Source organism: Curtobacterium sp. ZW137 (assembly GCF_003762905.1).
GTDB lineage: Bacteria > Actinomycetota > Actinomycetes > Actinomycetales > Microbacteriaceae > Curtobacterium.
This window is the reverse complement of sequence record NZ_RJKS01000006.1, coordinates 78,622-95,726: the sequence shown is the minus strand read 5'-3', so window position 1 is coordinate 95,726 and position 17,105 is coordinate 78,622. Positions and strand designations below refer to the sequence as shown.

Below are 17,105 nucleotides of genomic sequence, written 5' to 3'. Positions count from 1 at the left end.
GAAGTGCGATCTCACCGCGGTACCCCGTTGCGCTGACGCAATGCGAACGCCTCGCGGAGACGCTCCAGGAAGTCGGATGGGTGGTGCGCATCCTTCGCGGTGACGTGGATGGTCAGCCAGCTCGCGACAGTGAAGGCGTTGCCACGCGTGCGGTCGTGGCTGAAGGTGTCGCGGTCCGTCCGGTGGTGGTCGCCGTCGTACTCGAGGGCGATGCGGAGTTCGACCCAGGCCATGTCGACGCGCCCGATGAAGCGCCCCGATGCGTCGAAGACGTCCGCGTTCAAGTCGGGCTCCGGGAATCCGGCCTCCACGACGATCAGTCGCACGATCGTCTCCATCGGCGATTCAGCTCCGACTCGGACGAGATCGAGAGCGGCGCGGGCGAGCACGACAGCGCGATCCCCAGGGTGGATGGTCGCGGCGAGTTGCGCTGGAGATGCCAGCCGCCCGACGCCGACGAGGTGATCGCCGAGGATCACCAGTGCGCGGAGACTGAGCAGGGTCCGACATTCGTACCAGAACGCGGCCGGTGTGCTGACCCGCACGCCGAACACCGTGGTGACATCGGCGCGTGAGGGCCGGACGCGATGCCCGATCACGCCCTGCCGGCGTTCCACGGGTCCCGACCCGGTGGTCGACACGTGGAGCTCGCTGTTCGGAGCAGCGAACAAACGGGGGAGCGGGGCACTCCAGAGCCTGGCGGCCGTCGTGTGGCTGAAGTGCTGATCGGGGCGGAGCAAGAGGCCGTGGGCGAGTGCCGTGTCGATGAAGGCGAGCCGGTCGGCAGGGACCCGAACTCCGCGGGCCGGAGCGGCCAGGTCCTTCCTCCGAAGGCGTTCCCGTCCGACGCCCTGTTCGAGTGCGTCGGCGACGAGGAACGGCGTCCGCAGGAACCTGGACGGGAGTGGCTGAGGGTCCGTTGGCATGACGCCAGCGTGCCGAGCCACTGACAGCCGGGGGGCCGCGCCCGCGTTCCTGTGGAGGAGGACCCGCCCGGAACCGGCTGTGCAGGAGCCGCGAGATCGCGCCTTGTGTCGGAAGGCTCAGAGGGGAGGCGACACGTAGTGCGATCTCACCGGGGGTGGGGGTGGGGGTGCCGCGCGGGCGCGCGGGTGCGCGGGCGCGCGGGCGCGCGGGCGCGCGGGCGCGCGGGCGCGCGGGCGCGCGGGCGCGCGGGCGCGCGCCCGCGTCAGGCGGCGGCGGAGCCGGCGGGGGGCTGCGGGGTGTAGTCGCGGGGGAGGAGCGGGAGCCAGATGCGGAAGGTGGCACCGCCGCCCTCGGTGTCGATGACCTCGACGGAGCCCTGGTGCGCCGCGACGATGCCCGACACGATCGCGAGCCCGAGGCCCGACCCGCCGGTGTCCCGTGCGCGCGAGGTGTCGGCACGCCAGAAGCGCTGGAAGATCTTCTCGCGGAGCTGCGGCGGGATGCCCTCGCCGTGGTCGATGACGTCGATGTGCGCCATGCCCCGGTCGTCGTCCACGCCGATGCCGATCTCGATGGGGTCGTCGTGCGGCGTGAACCGCATCGCGTTGCCCATCAGGTTCGTCACGACCTGCCGGATCTTGTTCTCCTCGGCGAGGACGATCGGGGGACGCTTCGGCATCACGACGGTGGGCAGCGGCGTCGTCTCGTCGGAGACCGGCGCGTCGACGTTCATGGCGCGGCTCCGCCGGGCGCGCAGCCGCGCCAGGGTCTGCCGGGAGAACGCGATCGGCCCGGTGGTGTTCGCCGACGGGGACACGGGCGGGTTCTCCGACGACGACGGGGTGACCGCGGGGCCGAACGACGACGGTGCACGGACGGCCTGCGGCACGTCCTCGACGAGGACCTGGATCTCGCGGTCGGGGTTCGACGCCATCGTGTCGAGCGCGGAGTCGCGGGCGATGGCGACGAGGTCGACCGGGCCGAGCTCGAGCGGCTTCGACTCGTCGATGCGGGCGAGCTGCAGGAGATCCTGCACGAGGAGCCCCATCCGCTGCGCTTCCTTCTCGATGCGCTCCATCGCCTGGGCGACGTCCTCTTCCTTGCGGAGGGCACCCATCCGGTACAGCTCGGCGTACCCGCGGAGCGAGACCAGCGGGGTGCGGAGTTCGTGTGAGGCGTCACCGACGAACCGGCGCATCTGGTCGATGGTGCGCTGCCGGTCCTCGAACGCGCTGTCGATCCGCTCGAGCATGGCGTTGAGGGAGCGGTTCAGGCGCCCGACCTCGGTGTTCGGGGTGTCGTCTTCGAGTCGCTGGTTGAAGTCACCCGCGGCGAACCGGGCGGCGGTGTCCTCGACGTCGCGGAGCGGGTCGAAGGTCGCGGTGACGAGCAGCCGGGTGAGCATCGCGCCGAGCAGGATGACGGAGATGCCGAACCCGAGGAAGATCACCGTGAACCGGGCGATGGTCTGGTCGGTGTCCGCACTCGACACCGCGACGAGCACGTAACCGGTCTCGGTGGCGCCGGTGGAGATGTTCTGGAGGTTCGCCGGGATGACCTGGGCACGCCACTCGTGGTTGTGCTGCTTGTCGTAGAGGCTGAACGGGTTGCTGGTCTTCGTGGCCGCGGCGAAGTCGACCGACGAGATGTCAGGCTGCGATGTGGACTGGGTGTCGCAGATCTGCTTGCCGTCGCTGTCGTACGCCGCGACGTAGGAACTCTTCTCGAGCACCACGGAGAGCTTGCAGTACTGCTCACCGTCGGAGACGTTCTGCCCCTCGAGCTGCGACGTCGTCGTGGTGACCTGGTTGTCCAGGCGGGACACCAGGTAGGTGGAGAGCACCGTCATGGTGCCGAGCCCCGCGACGAGCAGGCCGAGCGCCACCAGGAGCACCGTGATGCCGGTGATCTTGGTGCGCAGGGAGATGCCGTCCCACCAGCGGTTCATTCTGGAGTGCATGCTGCCTCAACGGTAGACGGCGGCCGCCCGGTGAAACCGGACGACCGCCGAGAAAGACGGGCCAGACGAACGACCACGAGGGCCGGCCCGACGGAGCCTAGGAGGCCTTCGACGCCTTCAGCATGTAGCCGAACCCGCGCTTGGTCTGGATGATCGGCTCCGCCGAGTACTGGTCGAGCTTCCGACGCAGGTACGAGATGTAGGACTCGACGATGCCGGCGTCGCCGTTGAAGTCGTACTCCCACACGTGGTCGAGGATCTGCGCCTTCGACAGCACACGGTTCGGGTTGAGCATGAGGTAGCGGAGCAGCTTGAACTCGGTCGGGGAGAGCTCGATCTGCGCGTCGCCGATGGTGACCTCGTGCGTGTCCTGGTCCATCGTCAGCTCGCCGGCGCGGATGATCGCGTCTTCTTCGTCGTTCATCGTGCGGCGGAGGATCGCCTTGATGCGCGCGACGATCTCGTCGAGCGAGAACGGCTTCGTGACGTAGTCGTCGCCGCCGACCGTGAGGCCGGTGATCTTGTCCTCGGTGTCGTCCTTCGCGGTGAGGAACAGGATCGGGGAGGTGTAGCCGGAGGAACGGAGGCGCTTGGTCACGCCGAAGCCGTTCATGTCGGGCAGCATCACGTCGAGGATGATGAGGTCCGGCTCTTCCTCGAGCACGGCGGAGATCGCCTGCGCCCCGTTGCCGACCGCGCGCACGGCGAACCCGGCGAAGCGGAGCGAGGTCGTGAGGAGATCGCGGATGTTCGGCTCGTCGTCGACGATCAGGATCTTGGGGCCATCGGTCATGGTCCTATCTTCTGGCCGTTCCCTAAGCGTTACCTGGGAGCGACGCGAGAGCGTGGCGGGCGTCAGCCCACCGCGGCCTGGACCTGATCGGCGTCGAGGATCGTGTACGAGTACCCCTGCTCGGCGAGGAACCGCTGCCGGTTCTGCGCGAAGTCCTGGTCGACGGTGTCCCGTGTGACGAGCGTGTAGAACGACGCGGGCAGGCCGTCCTTGTTCGGGCGGAGCAGCCGGCCGAGGCGCTGCGCCTCTTCCTGCCGGGAGCCGAAGGACCCGGAGACCTGGATCGCCACGGTGGCGTCGGGCAGGTCCACCGAGAAGTTCGCGACCTTGGACACGACGAGCACGTCGATCGCGCCGTCGCGGAACGCCTGGTACAGCCGTTCCCGTTCGTCGATCGGCGTCGCTCCGGTGATCTTCGACGCGCCCAGGGAGTCGGCCAGGTCGTCGAGCTGGTCGATGTACTGCCCGATCACGAGGATCTGCTCGCCCCGGTGCTTCTCGATGAGTTCCCGGACGACCGGGGTCTTCGCCGGGGTCGTCGCCGCGAGCCGGTAGCGCTCGTCGTCGCTCGACGCCGCGTACTCCAGACGGTCCTCGTGGGGCAGGTCGATGCGGACCTCGAAGCAGGACGCGGGGGAGATGTACCCCTGCGCCTCGATCTCCTTCCACGGGGCGTCGTACCGCTTCGGCCCGATGAGGGAGAACACGTCGCCTTCGCGCCCGTCCTCGCGCACGAGGGTCGCGGTCAGGCCGAGGCGTCGACGGGCCTGCAGGTCGGCGGTCAGCTTGAAGACCGGGGCGGGGAGCAGGTGCACCTCGTCGTAGACCACGAGTCCCCAGTCGAGTGCATCGAGGAGCGACAGGTGCGTGTACTCGCCCTTCCGTCGTGCGGTGAGGATCTGGTACGTCGCGATCGTGACCGGCCGGATCTCCTTGACGCTGCCGGAGTACTCGCCGATCTCGTCCTCGGTCAGGGAGGTCCGGCGGAGCAGCTCGGACCGCCACTGCCGCGCGGACACGGTGTTCGTCACGAGGATGAGCGTCGTCGCCTTCACGGTGGCCATCGCCCCGGCGCCGACGAGCGTCTTGCCGGCGCCACAGGGCAGCACGACGACGCCGGAGCCCTGCGCGAAGAAGCTCTGCACGGCGTCCTGCTGGTACGGCCGCAGGTCCCACTCGCTGTTGTCGAGGTCGATCGCGTGCGGCTGCCCCGGCGTGTACCCGGCGAGGTCCTCGGCCGGCCAGCCGATCTTCACGAGCTCCTGCTTGATCTGCCCGCGGGCCCACTGCTGCAGCTCGATCGCGGTGTCGGAGCGCTTGTTCCCGAGGAGCGGTTTGATGCGCTTGGAGCGGACGACCTCGGCGAGGACTGTCGGATCCGTCGCGGTGAGCAGCAGCGTCGGCTGGCGCTCGAGTTCCTCGGAGGGGGAGTTCGCGATGACCGGCGCGTCGGCCGGGTCCTCGCGACGGATCACGAGCCGGCCGTACCGGGCGACGGTGTCGCGGATGTCGACGGTGACGCTCTGCGGGACCGGGAACTTCGCGAAGCGCTCGAGGGTGTCGATCATGCTCTCGGCGTCGTGGCCCGCGGCGCGCGCGTTCCACAGGCCGAGGCGGGTCACCCGGTAGGTGTGCACGTGTTCCGGGGCGCGTTCGAGTTCGGCGAACACGGCGAGCTCGTGGCGTGCGTCCTCGGCGTCGGGATGCGCCACCTCGAGCAGCACGGTGCGGTCGCTCTGGACGATCAGCGGTCCGTTCATGGCCTTCCAGCCTAGCCGTCGCCGACTGGGTCAGGCTTCGCTGTCGACGGACACGACCAACGACAGGGGCAGTGTGCGCTCCACGTCGGCGGCGGTGTCCTTCCCCCGGATGCGTCCGGCGGCGACCGAGGTCGGCACGATCGAGAACGGCCGCTCCGAGCCGTCCGGCATCCGGACCGTCACCCGGATCGGCGTGCGACCGCGCACGGCGAGGTCGATCTGTCGACCGAGCCACTCCTGTTCCGGTTCGGCAGCACCGCGTTCCGTCGTCAGTCGGAGCCGACCCACGACGGCGCGCGCTGCGGCTTCCGGGGTGCGCTGCGGCAGACGGCGACGGCCTGGAGGCCCGTGGTGCGTCTCGGGGCGGGCGCCGGGTTGCAGGACGGCCGGGTAGCGCTGGTCCTCCAGCGCCGCGTGGACCACGTGCGGTGGGTAGCGGGTCACCAGGGTCGTCAGGTCGGGGCGCTCCCACGCCAGCTGGCGGAGTTCGGCGTCGACCCCGATGAGGTCGAGCTGGTCGGCGGTGCCCCGCACGACCGATCCGAGGCCGTCCTCGGCGCGGTCGACCACGATGCTGCCGTCCCGCGCGGCGACCTGGTCGACCAGGTAGGCGAGGGGCTGCGGGACGCCGGCGAGCCCGATCCGCTCGAACAGTGCGACGACCTGGTCGCGGGTGCTCCCGGCGCGGAGGGCACGGCGGAGCGAGTCCTCGGACACGCGGTACCGGGCGGCGAGTCCCGGCGACTCGAGGTCGGCGACGCTCCGGAGTTCGGCGTCGGCATCCGGCGCGAGGGGCCCCGGTGCGATGACGGTGAGGTCGTGCTGGAGGTAGACGCCCTCGACGGTGTGCGGGAGGTCGGCGGTCGCCGCGCGCTCCGCAGCGTCGCGGTCCGCGCCGAGGAGCGTGCGACCGGTCTCGGTGACGATGCCGTCGACGGTGATGCCGAGCGCGTTCGCCGTGCCGGCGACGTCGAGCAGGGTCGCGTCGAGCCACCGCGCGCCGGCGGGGTACGCCCAGCGGCCGAGGCTCGGCAGGTCGCGCCAGTCGTCGCCGGCCACGTCGAGGACTTCACGGACGGCGTCGTCGAGTTCGTCGTGCCAGCGCTCGACGAGGTCCGTCCACCGGTCCGGCCACGCGGTCGTCAGCCAGGCGCGCCCGGCGTCGGTCAGGGACCACGTGCCGTCGTCCGTGCCGGTGAAGCGGATCCGCTCGAGCAGCTCGAGCCGGCCGGGCACCACCTCGGGGTCGGCGCCGGAGCGTTCCGCGAGCGCACGGGCGAGCGGTGAGCCGATGCCGCCCTTGACGAGTTCGCGCACGCCGCCGTCGTCCACGGACCGGAGGAGCTCGGCCAGCACCGTCATCGTCGCGAACGCGTGTTCCGCGCCCGTCGCACGTGCGGCACCGGACGTCCCGGTCCCCGTGTCGGGGGCAGCCTGGCGGACCGGTGCCGGGCCTCCCGTCAGCGCAGTGAGGTCCGGGTGCGCCGCCACGCGCAGCGCGACCGCGTCGTCGACCCGGCCGTCCGCTTCGGCCAGGCCGAGCGCGACCGCCGGGGCGAGTGCGTCACCGGCTTCGCCGTCGCGGAGCGCGACCAGCGTCCGGCGCGGGAGCCGTTCGACGGCGGCGTCGACCGCGGCGTCGGCGCGGAACGCCTCGGCCAGGTCGAAGAAGTCGGTGATGCTCTGGGGGCCCGTCTCACCGAGCACCGCCGCGGGGAGCCCGCGCGCGATGATGAGCCGTTCGAGGTCGTCGTCCGGCATCGCCCGCAGTCGGGCGGCGAGGTCGGCGGTGGTCGTCATCGTCCTCCGCATGCGTCCGGAGCGGACGTCAGCGGGCCTCGTTCCGGTGTGCGCGTGCCTTGCGGGTCCAGGTGACGGCCAGCAGCACGAAGATCAGGACCAGCGCGATGGGCGGTCCGAAGTACAGGATGCCGAGGACCACGGGCCAGATGCCGGTGCCCGGGATCGTCCCGAGGGTCAGCCAGCCGATGATCATCGCCGCGAAGCAGAGGACCGTGAAGAACACGATGCCGCCGATCATGAACGCGAGGGTGCGTTCGGTACGATTGAACGTCGCCGGGGATTCCGCGGAGTTCCGCGTGTCCTCGGTGGATCGGGTCGGCTTGGCCATCGCCCCAGGATATCCGCACCACGGCCGCACACCTATCGAGGAGTCCACGCATGCCCACCGGCAAGGTCAAGTTCTACGACGACCAGAAGGGTTTCGGGTTCATCACCGGAGACGACGGCGACCAGGTCTTCCTGCACGCCTCCTCGCTGCCCGACGGCGTGACCACCGTGAAGGCCGGTGCGCGCCTGGAGTACGGCGTGGTCCAGGGCAACAAGGGATCGCAGGCGCTGTCCGTCCGCCTGCTCGACCCGAAGCCGTCGCTGTCGAAGATGTCGCGCCGCTCGGCGGACGACATGGCCGTCATCGTCGAGGACCTCGTGAAGGAACTGGACCGGATCAGCGGAGACCTCCGCCACGGTCGCTACCCGAAGAACGGCACACGCATCGCCGCGATCCTGCGGCACGTCGCAGACCAATTGGACGCATGACCATGACGACCGACAACACCGACCTGACCGCACTCGCCCGCAGGGCGCTGCTCGAGGTCACCGAGGAGTCGACCGTCGGGTCCTCCGTCGGCACCACGGACGAGGGCGACGGGGTCGTCTCGGTCCTGTTCGCGAACCGGATGCCCGGGTACCCGGGGTGGCGCTGGACCGTCAGCATCGCCCAGGTCGAGGGCGACGAGCCGACCGTGCTCGAGGTCGAGCTGATGCCCGGTGACGGGTCGCTGCTCGCGCCGGACTGGGTGCCGTGGTCGGAGCGGCTGGCCGACTACCGCGCCGCGCAGGAGGGCGAGGAACACGGCGACGGCGACTCCGACGACGACGCTGACGCGGACGACGACGCTGACGAGTCCGATGAGGACGACGAGGACTACGAGTCCGACGACGAGGATGACGACGACGAGTCGGATGACGACGACGAGTCGGATGACGACGACGACGCGGACGACGACGACGACGCGGACGACGACGAGGACGACGACGACGACGAGTCGGACGACGACGACTTCGACGACGACGAGGACGACCTCCCCGAGTCGGACGACGACGAGATCGACGGCGTCGACGTCGACGAGCTCGACGACCAGCGCTGACACACCGCCGTCCTGCCGAGACGCCGCACGAACGACGAAACGCCGCCGGACCCGGCGGCGTTTCGCGTTGTGTGCGGCGTCTCAGCCCTTGAGTGCGCCCACGACGTAGGTGATCGCGCCGACGAGCTTCTGCACGTCGTCGGGGTCGATCGCGGTGAACGTCGCGACGCGCAGCTGGTTGCGGCCGAGCTTCCGGTACGGCTCGGTGTCGACGATGCCGTTCTCGCGGAGGGTCGCGGCGACCGCCTTCGCGTCGATGGAGTCGTCGAGGTCGATCGTCGCGACGACCTGCGAGCGGTGCTCCGGGTCCGTGACGAACGGCGTGGCCCAGTCGACCGACTCGGCCCAGTCGTACAGCGTCGAGGACGAGGTCTTCGTGCGGGTGTCCGCCCACGCCAGGCCGCCCGAGTTGTTGATCCACGAGATCTGGTCGTCGAGGAGCAGCAGCGTCGAGATCGCCGGGGTGTTCAGCGTCTGGTTCAGGCGCGAGTTGTCCACCGCGTTCTTCAGCGACAGGAACTCCGGGATGTACCGGCCGGACGCGGCGATGCGCTCGACGCGCTCGATCGCGGCGGGGGAGAACAGCGCGAGCCACAGCCCGCCGTCCGAGGCGAAGTTCTTCTGCGGGGCGAAGTAGTAGACGTCCGTCGCGCTGACGTCGAACAGGGCGCCGCCGGCAGCGCTCGTGGCGTCGACGACGGTCAGCGCACCGGGGTCGCCCTCGGCGCGGACGACCGGCGCCATGACGCCGGTCGAGGTCTCGTTGTGCGGGTAGGCGTAGACGTCGACACCGTCGACGATCTCGAGCTCGGAGCGCGAGCCGCCCGGTGCCTCGACCACGTGCGGGGCCTGGAGCCACGGCGCGGCGGCGGCCTTCGCGAACTTCGACCCGAACTCACCGAAGGAGAGGTTCTCGGCGCGCTGCTCGATGAGCCCGAACGCTGCGGCGTCCCAGAACGCGGTCGAGCCGCCGTTGCCGAGGACGACCTCGTAGCCGTCCGGCACCTGGAAGAGGTCGGCGAGGCCGGAGCGCACGGAGCCGACGAGGTCCTTCACGGGCTTCTGCCGGTGGGAGGTCCCGAGGATCGTCGCACCGCGGGTGACCAGGGACTCGAGCTGGGCGCCACGGATCTTGGACGGACCGCAGCCGAAGCGTCCGTCGGTGGGGAGGAATTCGGCCGGGATGACGATGTCTGCCATGGATCGATCCTACCGATCGCTGGTATCCCACTCGATTCCTTGCGCCGTGCAAGAGTTGGTCGTTCCGTGTCGGCCCGAACAAGTAGGGTGGGTCGCGCTGGGCCCAGACAGGAGAGGCGGACCGTGACCGATCTCGTCGACACCACGGAGATGTACCTGCGGACGATCCTCGACCTCGAGGAAGAGGGGATCGTCCCGCTGCGCGCGCGCATCTCCGAGCGCCTCGGGCACTCGGGTCCGACCGTCTCGCAGACGATCGCCCGGATGGAACGCGACGGACTCGTCGTCGTCTCCGGGGACCGCCACCTCGAACTCACCGGCGAAGGCCGCTCCCGCGCGACCCACGTGATGCGCAAGCACCGCCTCGCCGAACGACTGCTCTCCGACGTCATCGGCCTCGACTGGGCGTTCGTCCACGACGAAGCGTGCCGCTGGGAGCACGTGATGAGCGAGCAGGTGGAAGTGCGCCTGCTCGAGATGCTCGGCAACCCGACGGAGTCCCCGTACGGCAACCCGATCCCCGGCCTCGCCGAGATCGGTGGCCCCGACGCTGGCGGCTTCCTCGACGGCGTCCGCAACATCGTCTCCGCGACCGAGGGAACCGACGCCGTCGCGACCGGTGTCATCCGCCGCCTGGGCGAGCCCGTCCAGTTCGAGCCGGAGCTCCTGCACCAGCTGCGATCGGCGGGCGTGATGCCCGGCCGGCTCGCGAGCGTGCAGCGCGCAGGCGCCTACGTGGCGGTGCGCGTCGACGGCGAAGACGCCGGCATCGAGCTCCCGACCGAGGTCGCCCAGCACGTCTACATCGACGCCGCGTAACAGCGTCACCGACCCCGTCGGGGTACAGCTCCGGGGGACGACGTCGACCGCTTGACGTGGTGCCTGTCGCAAAATCAAACTCCGGCTCTGACCAGGGATTCTTTACCGTTCTGTTACAAAGCGGCGTTTTCGTCTCGACAAGGTAACGACGCGCCCGTACACTCGACGAGTCCCCGGGCTGACAACGACCCGGGAACCCGTGGCAGGACGTCTCGAACCCGTCTCCTGCCTCGATCGGAAACGATGACGAACGGATGGGGTTGCGCACGCACGGCGATCAGCACATGACGATCTGCCGGGCGGGTGATGACGAGACGCCGGAGACCCCACCCTTGACGCAGACCGGTTCCGCCGCGGACACGACGCCCGCGAACCCGACGAACTCAGGCCTTCCGAACACCGGCCACACCGACGCCCCGCTCACCCGGCGGGCTGCCCGCGACGCTGAAGCCAAGTCGAGCCGCCGCAGCGCGACGACGCCGGCCCGCCGCAGCACGACCGCTGCCCGCGCGGAGTCGCCCCGCCGTGCGAACGTCGCCGGTGCGATGCGTGCAACCGGCACCCACGCCGCGCGCCCCGCTGCCACCACCGCCCGCACCGCGTCGGACAAGCCCACGTCGAGCTCGCGCAAGCGCAAGTTCATGGCCCCGATCGTCCTGACGGTCGCCGCCGGCATGTTCGGCACGATGGCCGTCCCCGCAGCCTTCGCCAGCACGCAGTCGACCGGTGCCTCCGACACCGCGACCGCCCAGCAGGCGATCCGCACCACCCAGAGCCAGCAGCTGTCCGTCTCCGACGCGGCCGCCCTCGCCGACACCAGCCGCGACGGCTACTCCGCGACGTCGACCGCGACGCTCGCGTCCGAGAAGCACGCCGCCGAGGTCCAGGCAGCCCGCGCCGCGACCGCCAAGCAGTACGCGTCGTACTCCGGCCCGACGGCCACCGACTACCTCGCGTCCTCCTCGACGACGTCGACCGCCGCCAGCACGGCCACCACCGTCGCCCCCGGGACGCCGTTCTCGCTGCCCGCCGTGGTCGCCACCGCGAAGCAGTACATCGGCACCCCGTACGTCTTCGGCGGCGCCACCCCCGCCGGCTTCGACTGCTCGGGCTACGTGATGTTCGTCTACGCGCAGTACGGCATCAACCTCGCGCACTCGGTGCCGCTGCAGGACCAGGCCGGCACCACGATCCCGGAGTCCCAGGCCCAGCCCGGCGACGTCGTCATCTTCAACAACGAAGCGCACGACGGCTTCTACATGGGCAACGGCATGATCATGGACGCGCCGAAGCCCGGCGGCTCCGTGTCGATCCGCCCGATCTGGACGAGCGACTACCACATCGTCCGGATGGGCTGACGCCCGACCGGCATCTGAACAGTCCGAGAACCGGCCCAGCACACCTCGTGCTGGGCCGGTTTCTGGTTTAGCCTGAGCGCATCGGCCCGACACGGCCCGAACAGGAGACCCCATGTCATCGTCACGCACGACCCGCACCATGGGTCGGCGCGCGCACTTCGACATATGGTCGACCACGACCTGCGTGCACCTGCACGCCCCAGCGTGACGGAGAGCACTGCCCCCAGGGGTGGTGCTCTTCTTCGTTCCGGGACCGGTTCGCGGTCACTCGTTCGTCGTCGTCCGGTCCGGTGCCCCGCACCGCCTGGAAGCCGTCCAGGCTCGTCGGAAGGGAACCCATGCGCACTCTCGTCCTCAACGCCGGTTACGAGCCCCTCGCGGTCATCTCGTTCCGTCGGGCCCTCGTGCTGGTCATGAACCAGAAGGCCGCCATCGTCGCCGCCGACATCGAACACCCGGTCACCGGGTCGACGTCGAGCTTCGACCGTCCGTCCGTCATCATCCTCACCAGGTACGTGCGCATCCCGCACTCCAGGCTCGTGCCGGTGTCCCGACGCGGGGTCCTCCGCCGGGACGCCAACCGGTGCGCGTACTGCGATCGGCATGCGACCACGATCGACCACGTCCAGCCGAAGTCGCGCGGGGGTGAGGACTCGTGGGAGAACCTCGTCGCGTGCTGCCTCGCCTGCAACAACACCAAGGGGGACCGCACCCCGCGGGAGATGGGCTGGAACCTGCGGTTCCGTCCGAAGGCCCCGCACGGCTCGAGCTGGGTGGTGCGCGGGATGGAGCGGACGGAGCCGGACTGGGACGAGTTCCTGGTCGCCGCGTAGCGGCGTCACCACACCGGGGAACGGACACGGCACCGCGGAGTCGCGTGGTGCTGTGTCCGTTCGTCGTTCCGGACGGGAGGCCCGGTGCCAGGCCGGCCCGGGCCTCCCGTCCGGTCCTGGTCACCGCCGGTGACCGCCGCCGTCGATGACGGTGGCCTGGTAGTTTCGGCGGCATGTCGCGATCTCAGGGGACCGCACCACTCGTCGTCGGCCTCGGGGGCGCGCTCGCCGGTGCGCTCCTGGGGTACTGGGGCGGCACGCTGATGCTCGCCGTCGATCGCACCACCGGCGACGATCGTCCGACCTACCCGCTCGTGGTGGTCGTCGCCGCAGCGATCATCGGCATCGGTGTCCCGCTGGTCGCCCTCGGGTGGTACCTGCGGCGGAAGGTCCCCCTCGTCCGGACACCCCACCGGGTCCAGGCGCTGTGGATCGGTCTCGCCTGGGGGACCGTCGCGATGCTGCTGGCGGGGACCCTCAACGGTGTCGCCAGGCTGCTCCCGGGCGGTGCGATCTGGCCCGGACTCGTCGAGGAGTTCCTGAAGCTCCTGCTCCCGGTCGTCCTGCTCCTGTCCTCCCGTGCCTACCGGTCGCCCCGGCTCGCCATCTGGCTCGTCTTCGTCACGGCCGCCTGGTTCGGCTTCCTCGAGGGGATCAGCTACATCATCACGTCGCTGGACCCGATCCTCGACGGCGGGAGGGCGCCGGCCGACGCGCCGTTCATCATGATGATGGACGTCGTCGTCCGGATCATCGCCGAGGTCTCGCACCCCCTGATCACCGTCGGCGCCGCGGTCGTCATCTGGCTGGCCGCGAGGGCGCGGCCGAAGGGTGCGGCGATCGGCATCGGCGTGGTCGCGTACCTCGGTGCTGCCGCGATCCACGGCCTCAACGACGCCGTGATCGACGGCCCCGTCCGCGACTGGAGCGTCCCGGTGAGCATCGTCCTCGAGGCCGTGTACGTCGTCGCGGTCTTCCTGTTCTGGTTCCGGCCGCAGGTGCGGCGCCTGCAGCGGGACGACGCCGATGAGCTCGCCGTGTCAGCTCGGTCGGCGGTGCCGTGATCGCCGGTCGGCGGGGGCCGAGCCCCGCGCTCGTCGTGGCCGCGGTGATGTCGTGGGTGCCGCCCGTCGTCCTCGTGGTGGCCCGGCTCCGGTGGGCCGACGTGCCGGCGCGGGTGCCGACGCACTGGGGTGGCGCCGGCGTCGCGGACGGCTGGGGCTCGTCGGGCGCCGTGTTCTGGGCGCTGCTCGTGCCCGGTGTCGTGGGGGCGCTGATCTGTGCGGTGCTGGCGGTGACGCTCGCGACCGACACCACACGGGGCAGGGCAGCGCTCGCGATCGGCGTCGTCTCCGCGGTGACCGGTGCGATCGCCATGGCGTGGTTCACGATGGTCCTGAGCGCGGAGGGGGGCGCCGGAGCCCTACTGCCGGTGTTCGGTGCCCTCATGTGGGGCGGGCTCGTGGCGGCGGTGTGCCTGCTCCGCCGCGAACCAGCGTCGCTCGCCCCGCAGTCCGCTACGCCGTGAGCTCGGCGACGAGGTCCTCGACGCGGCGGCGGATGTCGTCGCGGATCGGGCGCACCGCCTCCAGGGGCAGTCCCGCGGGGTCGGTGAGCTCCCAGTCCTCGTAGCGCTTGCCCGGGAAGACCGGGCACGCGTCGCCGCACCCCATCGTGACCACCACGTCGGCCCGCCGGACGGCGTCGGTGGTGAGGATCGCCGGCTGCGCACCGAGGAGGTCGATGCCCTCCTCGGCCATCGCTGCGACCGCGACGGCGTTGACCCGGTCCGCGGGCTCGGAGCCGGCGGAGAACACGTCGATGCGGTCACCCGCGAGGTGCCGTAGGTAGCCGGCGGCCATCTGCGAGCGGCCGGCGTTGTGGACGCAGACGAACAGGACGGCGGGCTTCGAGGAGGTCACGGTGTCCATCATCGCGTGTCGGTGGCGGTGCGTATCGTCGGGGCATGACCGGGATGTGGATCGACGACGACACCATCGAAGACCTCCGTGCGCGGCTCCGCGCCACCCGCTGGCCGGACGCGCCCGCCGGCACCGGGTGGTCGCTCGGCGTCGACGTGGACGAGCTCCGCGACCTCGTCGCGTACTGGGCGGACGGGTTCGACTTCGACGCCCACCGGAACGCGTTGGCCGCGCTGCCGAGCCGCACCGTCCAGGTCGACGGTCTCGGGATCAACGTCCTCGTCGCGCCGGCTGACGGCGGACACGGATCCCCGTTGCTGCTCGCGCACGGCTGGCCGGACTCCAACTGGCGCTACCGGAAGGTGCTGCCGCTCCTGACCGCCGCCGGGTTCGACGTCGTCGTGCCGGACATGCCCGGGTACGGCTTCTCCGAAGCCCCGCCCTCGCCCCTGGACGCCCGTCAGGTCGCCGGGCTCTGGGCGCCGCTCATGACCGAGCTCGGGTACGAGCGGTTCGCCGTCGCCGGCGGTGACATCGGCACGCACGTCGCCCGGTTCCTCGCGCTCGACCACCCCGACCGGGTCGTCGCCGTGCACCGGATCGACGGCGGACTGCCGTGGCCGGGGATCGACGTGGACACGCTCTCGGCCCCGGAGCAGGCGTTCGTGGCCGCGACGACCGCGTGGCGGAACGCCGAGGGCGCCTACGCGATGATGCACCGGACGAAGCCGCAGACCGCCGCGGTCGGGCTGAACGACTCGCCCTCGGGACTCGCAGCGTGGATCGTCGAGAAGCTCCGCTCGTGGAGCGACTGCGACGGGGACCTCTGGTCCGTGTACGCGCGGGACGAGGTCCTGGCGCTCGTCACCGAGTACTGGGCCACGGGCACGATCGGCTCCGCGATGCGGATGTACCACGCGAACGCGGCGATCCCGCCGGAGCAGTCCGCACGACGGGTGGAGACACCGTCGGGGTTCTCGCTCTACCCGGGGGACCTCGTCACGGCGCCGCGGGAGTGGCTCGAGCGGACGACCAACCTGGTGTACCTCGCGGAACTGCCGCGGGGCGGGCACTTCGCGCCGTTCGAGCAGCCGGGGTCGTACGCGGCGGAGCTCGTCCGGTTCCTCGAGCCGTACCGGGCCTGACGGGCCGGAGCCGGTGGCGGGCGGGCCCTCGGCCGGCTCCCGCTAGAGTGGTCGGGCCGGCCTCTGTAGCTCAATGGAAGAGCAGTTCCGTCCTAAGGAAAGGGTTGGGGGTTCGAGTCCCTCCAGGGGCACCAGCCGGTCGCGTTCCGCTCCCGTTCACCACGACCCGGTAGACACGGGGCAGCGCCGCACGGACGACAGCGGCCGGACAGGGAGCACGACGATGCTGGACGCCACCCCGACCGCGGACCTCCGCGAGTACATCGAGGACCTCCGCCAGCGCGGGTTCACGGTCAGCGACGCGCACACGCCCGACCCGGAGCTGATCGACCCCCAGGGCAACCCGATCCACACGTGGCGCGAGGACTACCCGTACGACGAGCGGATGGACCGCGACGAGTACGAGTTCGAGAAGTACCGCCTGCAGGTCGAGCTGCTGAAGTTCCAGTACTGGCTCGAGGACGAGGGCCGCAAGGCGATCATCCTGTTCGAGGGCCGCGACGCCGCGGGCAAGGGCGGCACGATCAAGCGGTTCACCGAGCACCTCAACCCGCGGACGTCCCGGGTGGTCGCCCTGTCGAAGCCGAGCGAGCGCGAGCAGGGGCAGTGGTACTTCCAGCGCTACGTCGAGCACCTGCCGAGTGCCGGTGAGATCGTGATGTTCGACCGCTCCTGGTACAACCGGGCCGGGGTCGAGCGGGTGATGGGCTTCTGCTCGGACGAGCAGTACGAGACGTTCATGACCCAGGCGCCGTCGTTCGAGCGGATGCTCGTGGACGCCGGCATCCACGTGACGAAGTTCTGGTTCTCGGTGACCCGGAAGGAACAGCGGACCCGGTTCGCGATCCGGCAGCTCGACCCGGTCCGCCGGTGGAAGCTCTCGCCGATGGACGTGGCGTCCTTGCGGGTGTGGGACGACTACACCGCGGCGAAGGAGGAGATGTTCCGCCGGACCGACAAGCGGTACGCGCCGTGGACCATCGTCCGGTCGAACGACAAGAAGCGTGCGCGCGTCAACGCGATGCGCTACTTCCTCGCGCAGTTCGACTACGAGGGCAAGGACCCGGAGGTCGCGCTGCCGCCGGACCCGCTCCTCGTGATGCGCGGGAAGTCGCTCCAGCTCGAAGAGTGACCGGGCCGGGCTCCGAGAGTGACCGCGTGCTGCGAGGCGCACGGGCAGACGGTGGCAGGATGAGCGCGGGCCGCTTCCCTGGCGGT

17 protein-coding genes and 1 tRNA gene are annotated in these 17,105 nt (G+C 70.6%); 10 read left to right on the top strand and 8 right to left on the bottom strand.

Going from position 1 to position 17,105, the window contains the following annotated elements:
* Positions 1 to 11: 11 nt before the first annotated feature.
* The 6 genes from EDF55_RS17670 to EDF55_RS17645 form a co-directional block, all read right to left on the bottom strand.
* Entirely contained in the window at positions 12 to 926 is a 915-nt protein-coding gene (locus EDF55_RS17670; RefSeq protein WP_123656294.1) for a hypothetical protein, read from the bottom strand.
* 263 nt (positions 927 to 1,189) lie between these two features.
* Complete coding sequence (locus EDF55_RS17665) at positions 1,190 to 2,887, bottom strand: cell wall metabolism sensor histidine kinase WalK (RefSeq protein ID WP_123656293.1); 1,698 nt, start codon at positions 2,885 to 2,887, stop codon at positions 1,190 to 1,192.
* Positions 2,888 to 2,984: 97 nt separating this feature from the next.
* On the bottom strand, positions 2,985 to 3,680 hold the full coding sequence (locus EDF55_RS17660) for a response regulator transcription factor (RefSeq protein ID WP_123656292.1): 696 nt from the start codon (positions 3,678 to 3,680) through the stop codon (positions 2,985 to 2,987).
* A gap of 62 nt (positions 3,681 to 3,742) precedes the next feature.
* Positions 3,743 to 5,440: a DNA repair helicase XPB gene (locus tag EDF55_RS17655; RefSeq protein WP_123656291.1), complete on the bottom strand. Its 1,698-nt coding sequence runs from the start codon at positions 5,438 to 5,440 to the stop codon at positions 3,743 to 3,745.
* A 30-nt stretch (positions 5,441 to 5,470) separates the two neighbouring features.
* Positions 5,471 to 7,240, bottom strand: coding sequence for a helicase-associated domain-containing protein (locus tag EDF55_RS17650; RefSeq protein WP_123656290.1), 1,770 nt, complete (start codon positions 7,238 to 7,240; stop codon positions 5,471 to 5,473).
* Positions 7,241 to 7,268: 28 nt separating this feature from the next.
* A complete protein-coding gene (locus tag EDF55_RS17645) occupies positions 7,269 to 7,571 on the bottom strand; it encodes a multidrug ABC transporter ATPase (protein ID WP_123656289.1) in 303 nt (100 codons plus the stop codon).
* Positions 7,572 to 7,621: 50 nt separating this feature from the next.
* Between EDF55_RS17645 and EDF55_RS17640 the strand changes: the two genes are divergently transcribed.
* The gene (locus tag EDF55_RS17640) at positions 7,622 to 7,999 is read left to right on the top strand and encodes a cold-shock protein (protein WP_123656288.1); all 378 of its coding nucleotides are present in this window, start codon (positions 7,622 to 7,624) and stop codon (positions 7,997 to 7,999) included.
* A complete protein-coding gene (locus tag EDF55_RS17635) occupies positions 7,996 to 8,610 on the top strand; it encodes a DUF3027 domain-containing protein (RefSeq protein ID WP_123656287.1) in 615 nt (204 codons plus the stop codon). The genes EDF55_RS17640 and EDF55_RS17635 overlap by 4 nt, the downstream gene beginning before the upstream one ends.
* An 81-nt stretch (positions 8,611 to 8,691) precedes the next feature.
* Here EDF55_RS17635 and serC read toward each other — a convergent pair whose 3' ends face one another.
* On the bottom strand, positions 8,692 to 9,810 hold the full coding sequence (gene serC / locus EDF55_RS17630; protein ID WP_123656286.1) for a phosphoserine transaminase: 1,119 nt from the start codon (positions 9,808 to 9,810) through the stop codon (positions 8,692 to 8,694).
* Positions 9,811 to 9,933: 123 nt separating this feature from the next.
* Between serC and EDF55_RS17625 the strand changes: the two genes are divergently transcribed.
* The 5 genes from EDF55_RS17625 to EDF55_RS17605 all read left to right on the top strand — a co-directional run bounded on the left by EDF55_RS17625 (position 9,934) and on the right by EDF55_RS17605 (position 14,348).
* Positions 9,934 to 10,629: a metal-dependent transcriptional regulator gene (locus EDF55_RS17625; RefSeq protein ID WP_123656285.1), complete on the top strand. Its 696-nt coding sequence runs from the start codon at positions 9,934 to 9,936 to the stop codon at positions 10,627 to 10,629.
* Positions 10,630 to 10,913: 284 nt separating this feature from the next.
* Positions 10,914 to 11,987, top strand: a complete 1,074-nt coding sequence (locus tag EDF55_RS19190) for a C40 family peptidase (protein WP_123656284.1) — start codon at positions 10,914 to 10,916, stop codon at positions 11,985 to 11,987.
* Positions 11,988 to 12,325: 338 nt separating this feature from the next.
* On the top strand, positions 12,326 to 12,820 hold the full coding sequence (locus EDF55_RS17615) for an HNH endonuclease (protein WP_123656283.1): 495 nt from the start codon (positions 12,326 to 12,328) through the stop codon (positions 12,818 to 12,820).
* A 173-nt stretch (positions 12,821 to 12,993) separates the two neighbouring features.
* Positions 12,994 to 13,884: a PrsW family glutamic-type intramembrane protease gene (locus tag EDF55_RS17610; RefSeq protein ID WP_123656282.1), complete on the top strand. Its 891-nt coding sequence runs from the start codon at positions 12,994 to 12,996 to the stop codon at positions 13,882 to 13,884.
* A complete protein-coding gene (locus EDF55_RS17605; RefSeq protein ID WP_123656281.1) occupies positions 13,881 to 14,348 on the top strand; it encodes a DUF1648 domain-containing protein in 468 nt (155 codons plus the stop codon). The genes EDF55_RS17610 and EDF55_RS17605 overlap by 4 nt, the downstream gene beginning before the upstream one ends.
* Here the strand turns inward: EDF55_RS17605 and EDF55_RS17600 are convergent.
* Positions 14,338 to 14,742 carry a heat-shock protein HtpX gene (locus tag EDF55_RS17600; RefSeq protein WP_260233320.1) on the bottom strand — a complete coding sequence of 135 codons (405 nt, stop codon included), beginning with the start codon at positions 14,740 to 14,742 and terminating at the stop codon, positions 14,338 to 14,340. The genes EDF55_RS17605 and EDF55_RS17600 overlap by 11 nt on opposite strands.
* Before the next feature lie 44 nt (positions 14,743 to 14,786).
* Here EDF55_RS17600 and EDF55_RS17595 point away from each other — a divergent pair, with 44 nt between their 5' ends.
* The 3 genes from EDF55_RS17595 (at position 14,787) to ppk2 (ending at position 17,019) form a co-directional block, all read left to right on the top strand.
* On the top strand, positions 14,787 to 15,887 hold the full coding sequence (locus tag EDF55_RS17595) for an epoxide hydrolase family protein (RefSeq protein ID WP_123656280.1): 1,101 nt from the start codon (positions 14,787 to 14,789) through the stop codon (positions 15,885 to 15,887).
* 59 nt (positions 15,888 to 15,946) lie between these two features.
* A tRNA-Arg gene (locus EDF55_RS17590) sits at positions 15,947 to 16,021 on the top strand.
* Positions 16,022 to 16,110: 89 nt separating this feature from the next.
* On the top strand, positions 16,111 to 17,019 hold the full coding sequence (gene ppk2, locus EDF55_RS17585) for a polyphosphate kinase 2 (protein ID WP_123656279.1): 909 nt from the start codon (positions 16,111 to 16,113) through the stop codon (positions 17,017 to 17,019).
* The last annotated feature ends 86 nt before the right edge of the window (positions 17,020 to 17,105 follow it).

What these genes read in the sequence shown, in the direction of transcription:
- EDF55_RS17650 (WP_123656290.1), bottom strand. Translation starts at nt 7,240, where the DNA reads ATGACGACCACCGCCGACCTCGCCGCCCGACTGCGGGCGATGCCGGAC.
- EDF55_RS17615 (WP_123656283.1), top strand. Translation starts at nt 12,326, where the DNA reads ATGCGCACTCTCGTCCTCAACGCCGGTTACGAGCCCCTCGCGGTCATC.
- EDF55_RS17655 (WP_123656291.1), bottom strand. Translation starts at nt 5,440, where the DNA reads ATGAACGGACCGCTGATCGTCCAGAGCGACCGCACCGTGCTGCTCGAG.
- EDF55_RS17610 (WP_123656282.1), top strand. Translation starts at nt 12,994, where the DNA reads ATGTCGCGATCTCAGGGGACCGCACCACTCGTCGTCGGCCTCGGGGGC.
- EDF55_RS17635 (WP_123656287.1), top strand. Translation starts at nt 7,996, where the DNA reads ATGACCATGACGACCGACAACACCGACCTGACCGCACTCGCCCGCAGG.
- EDF55_RS17645 (WP_123656289.1), bottom strand. Translation starts at nt 7,571, where the DNA reads ATGGCCAAGCCGACCCGATCCACCGAGGACACGCGGAACTCCGCGGAA.
- EDF55_RS17665 (WP_123656293.1), bottom strand. Translation starts at nt 2,887, where the DNA reads ATGCACTCCAGAATGAACCGCTGGTGGGACGGCATCTCCCTGCGCACC.
- EDF55_RS19190 (WP_123656284.1), top strand. Translation starts at nt 10,914, where the DNA reads ATGACGATCTGCCGGGCGGGTGATGACGAGACGCCGGAGACCCCACCC.
- EDF55_RS17640 (WP_123656288.1), top strand. Translation starts at nt 7,622, where the DNA reads ATGCCCACCGGCAAGGTCAAGTTCTACGACGACCAGAAGGGTTTCGGG.
- EDF55_RS17660 (WP_123656292.1), bottom strand. Translation starts at nt 3,680, where the DNA reads ATGACCGATGGCCCCAAGATCCTGATCGTCGACGACGAGCCGAACATC.
- EDF55_RS17670 (WP_123656294.1), bottom strand. Translation starts at nt 926, where the DNA reads ATGCCAACGGACCCTCAGCCACTCCCGTCCAGGTTCCTGCGGACGCCG.
- ppk2 (WP_123656279.1), top strand. Translation starts at nt 16,111, where the DNA reads ATGCTGGACGCCACCCCGACCGCGGACCTCCGCGAGTACATCGAGGAC.
- serC (WP_123656286.1), bottom strand. Translation starts at nt 9,810, where the DNA reads ATGGCAGACATCGTCATCCCGGCCGAATTCCTCCCCACCGACGGACGC.
- EDF55_RS17595 (WP_123656280.1), top strand. Translation starts at nt 14,787, where the DNA reads ATGACCGGGATGTGGATCGACGACGACACCATCGAAGACCTCCGTGCG.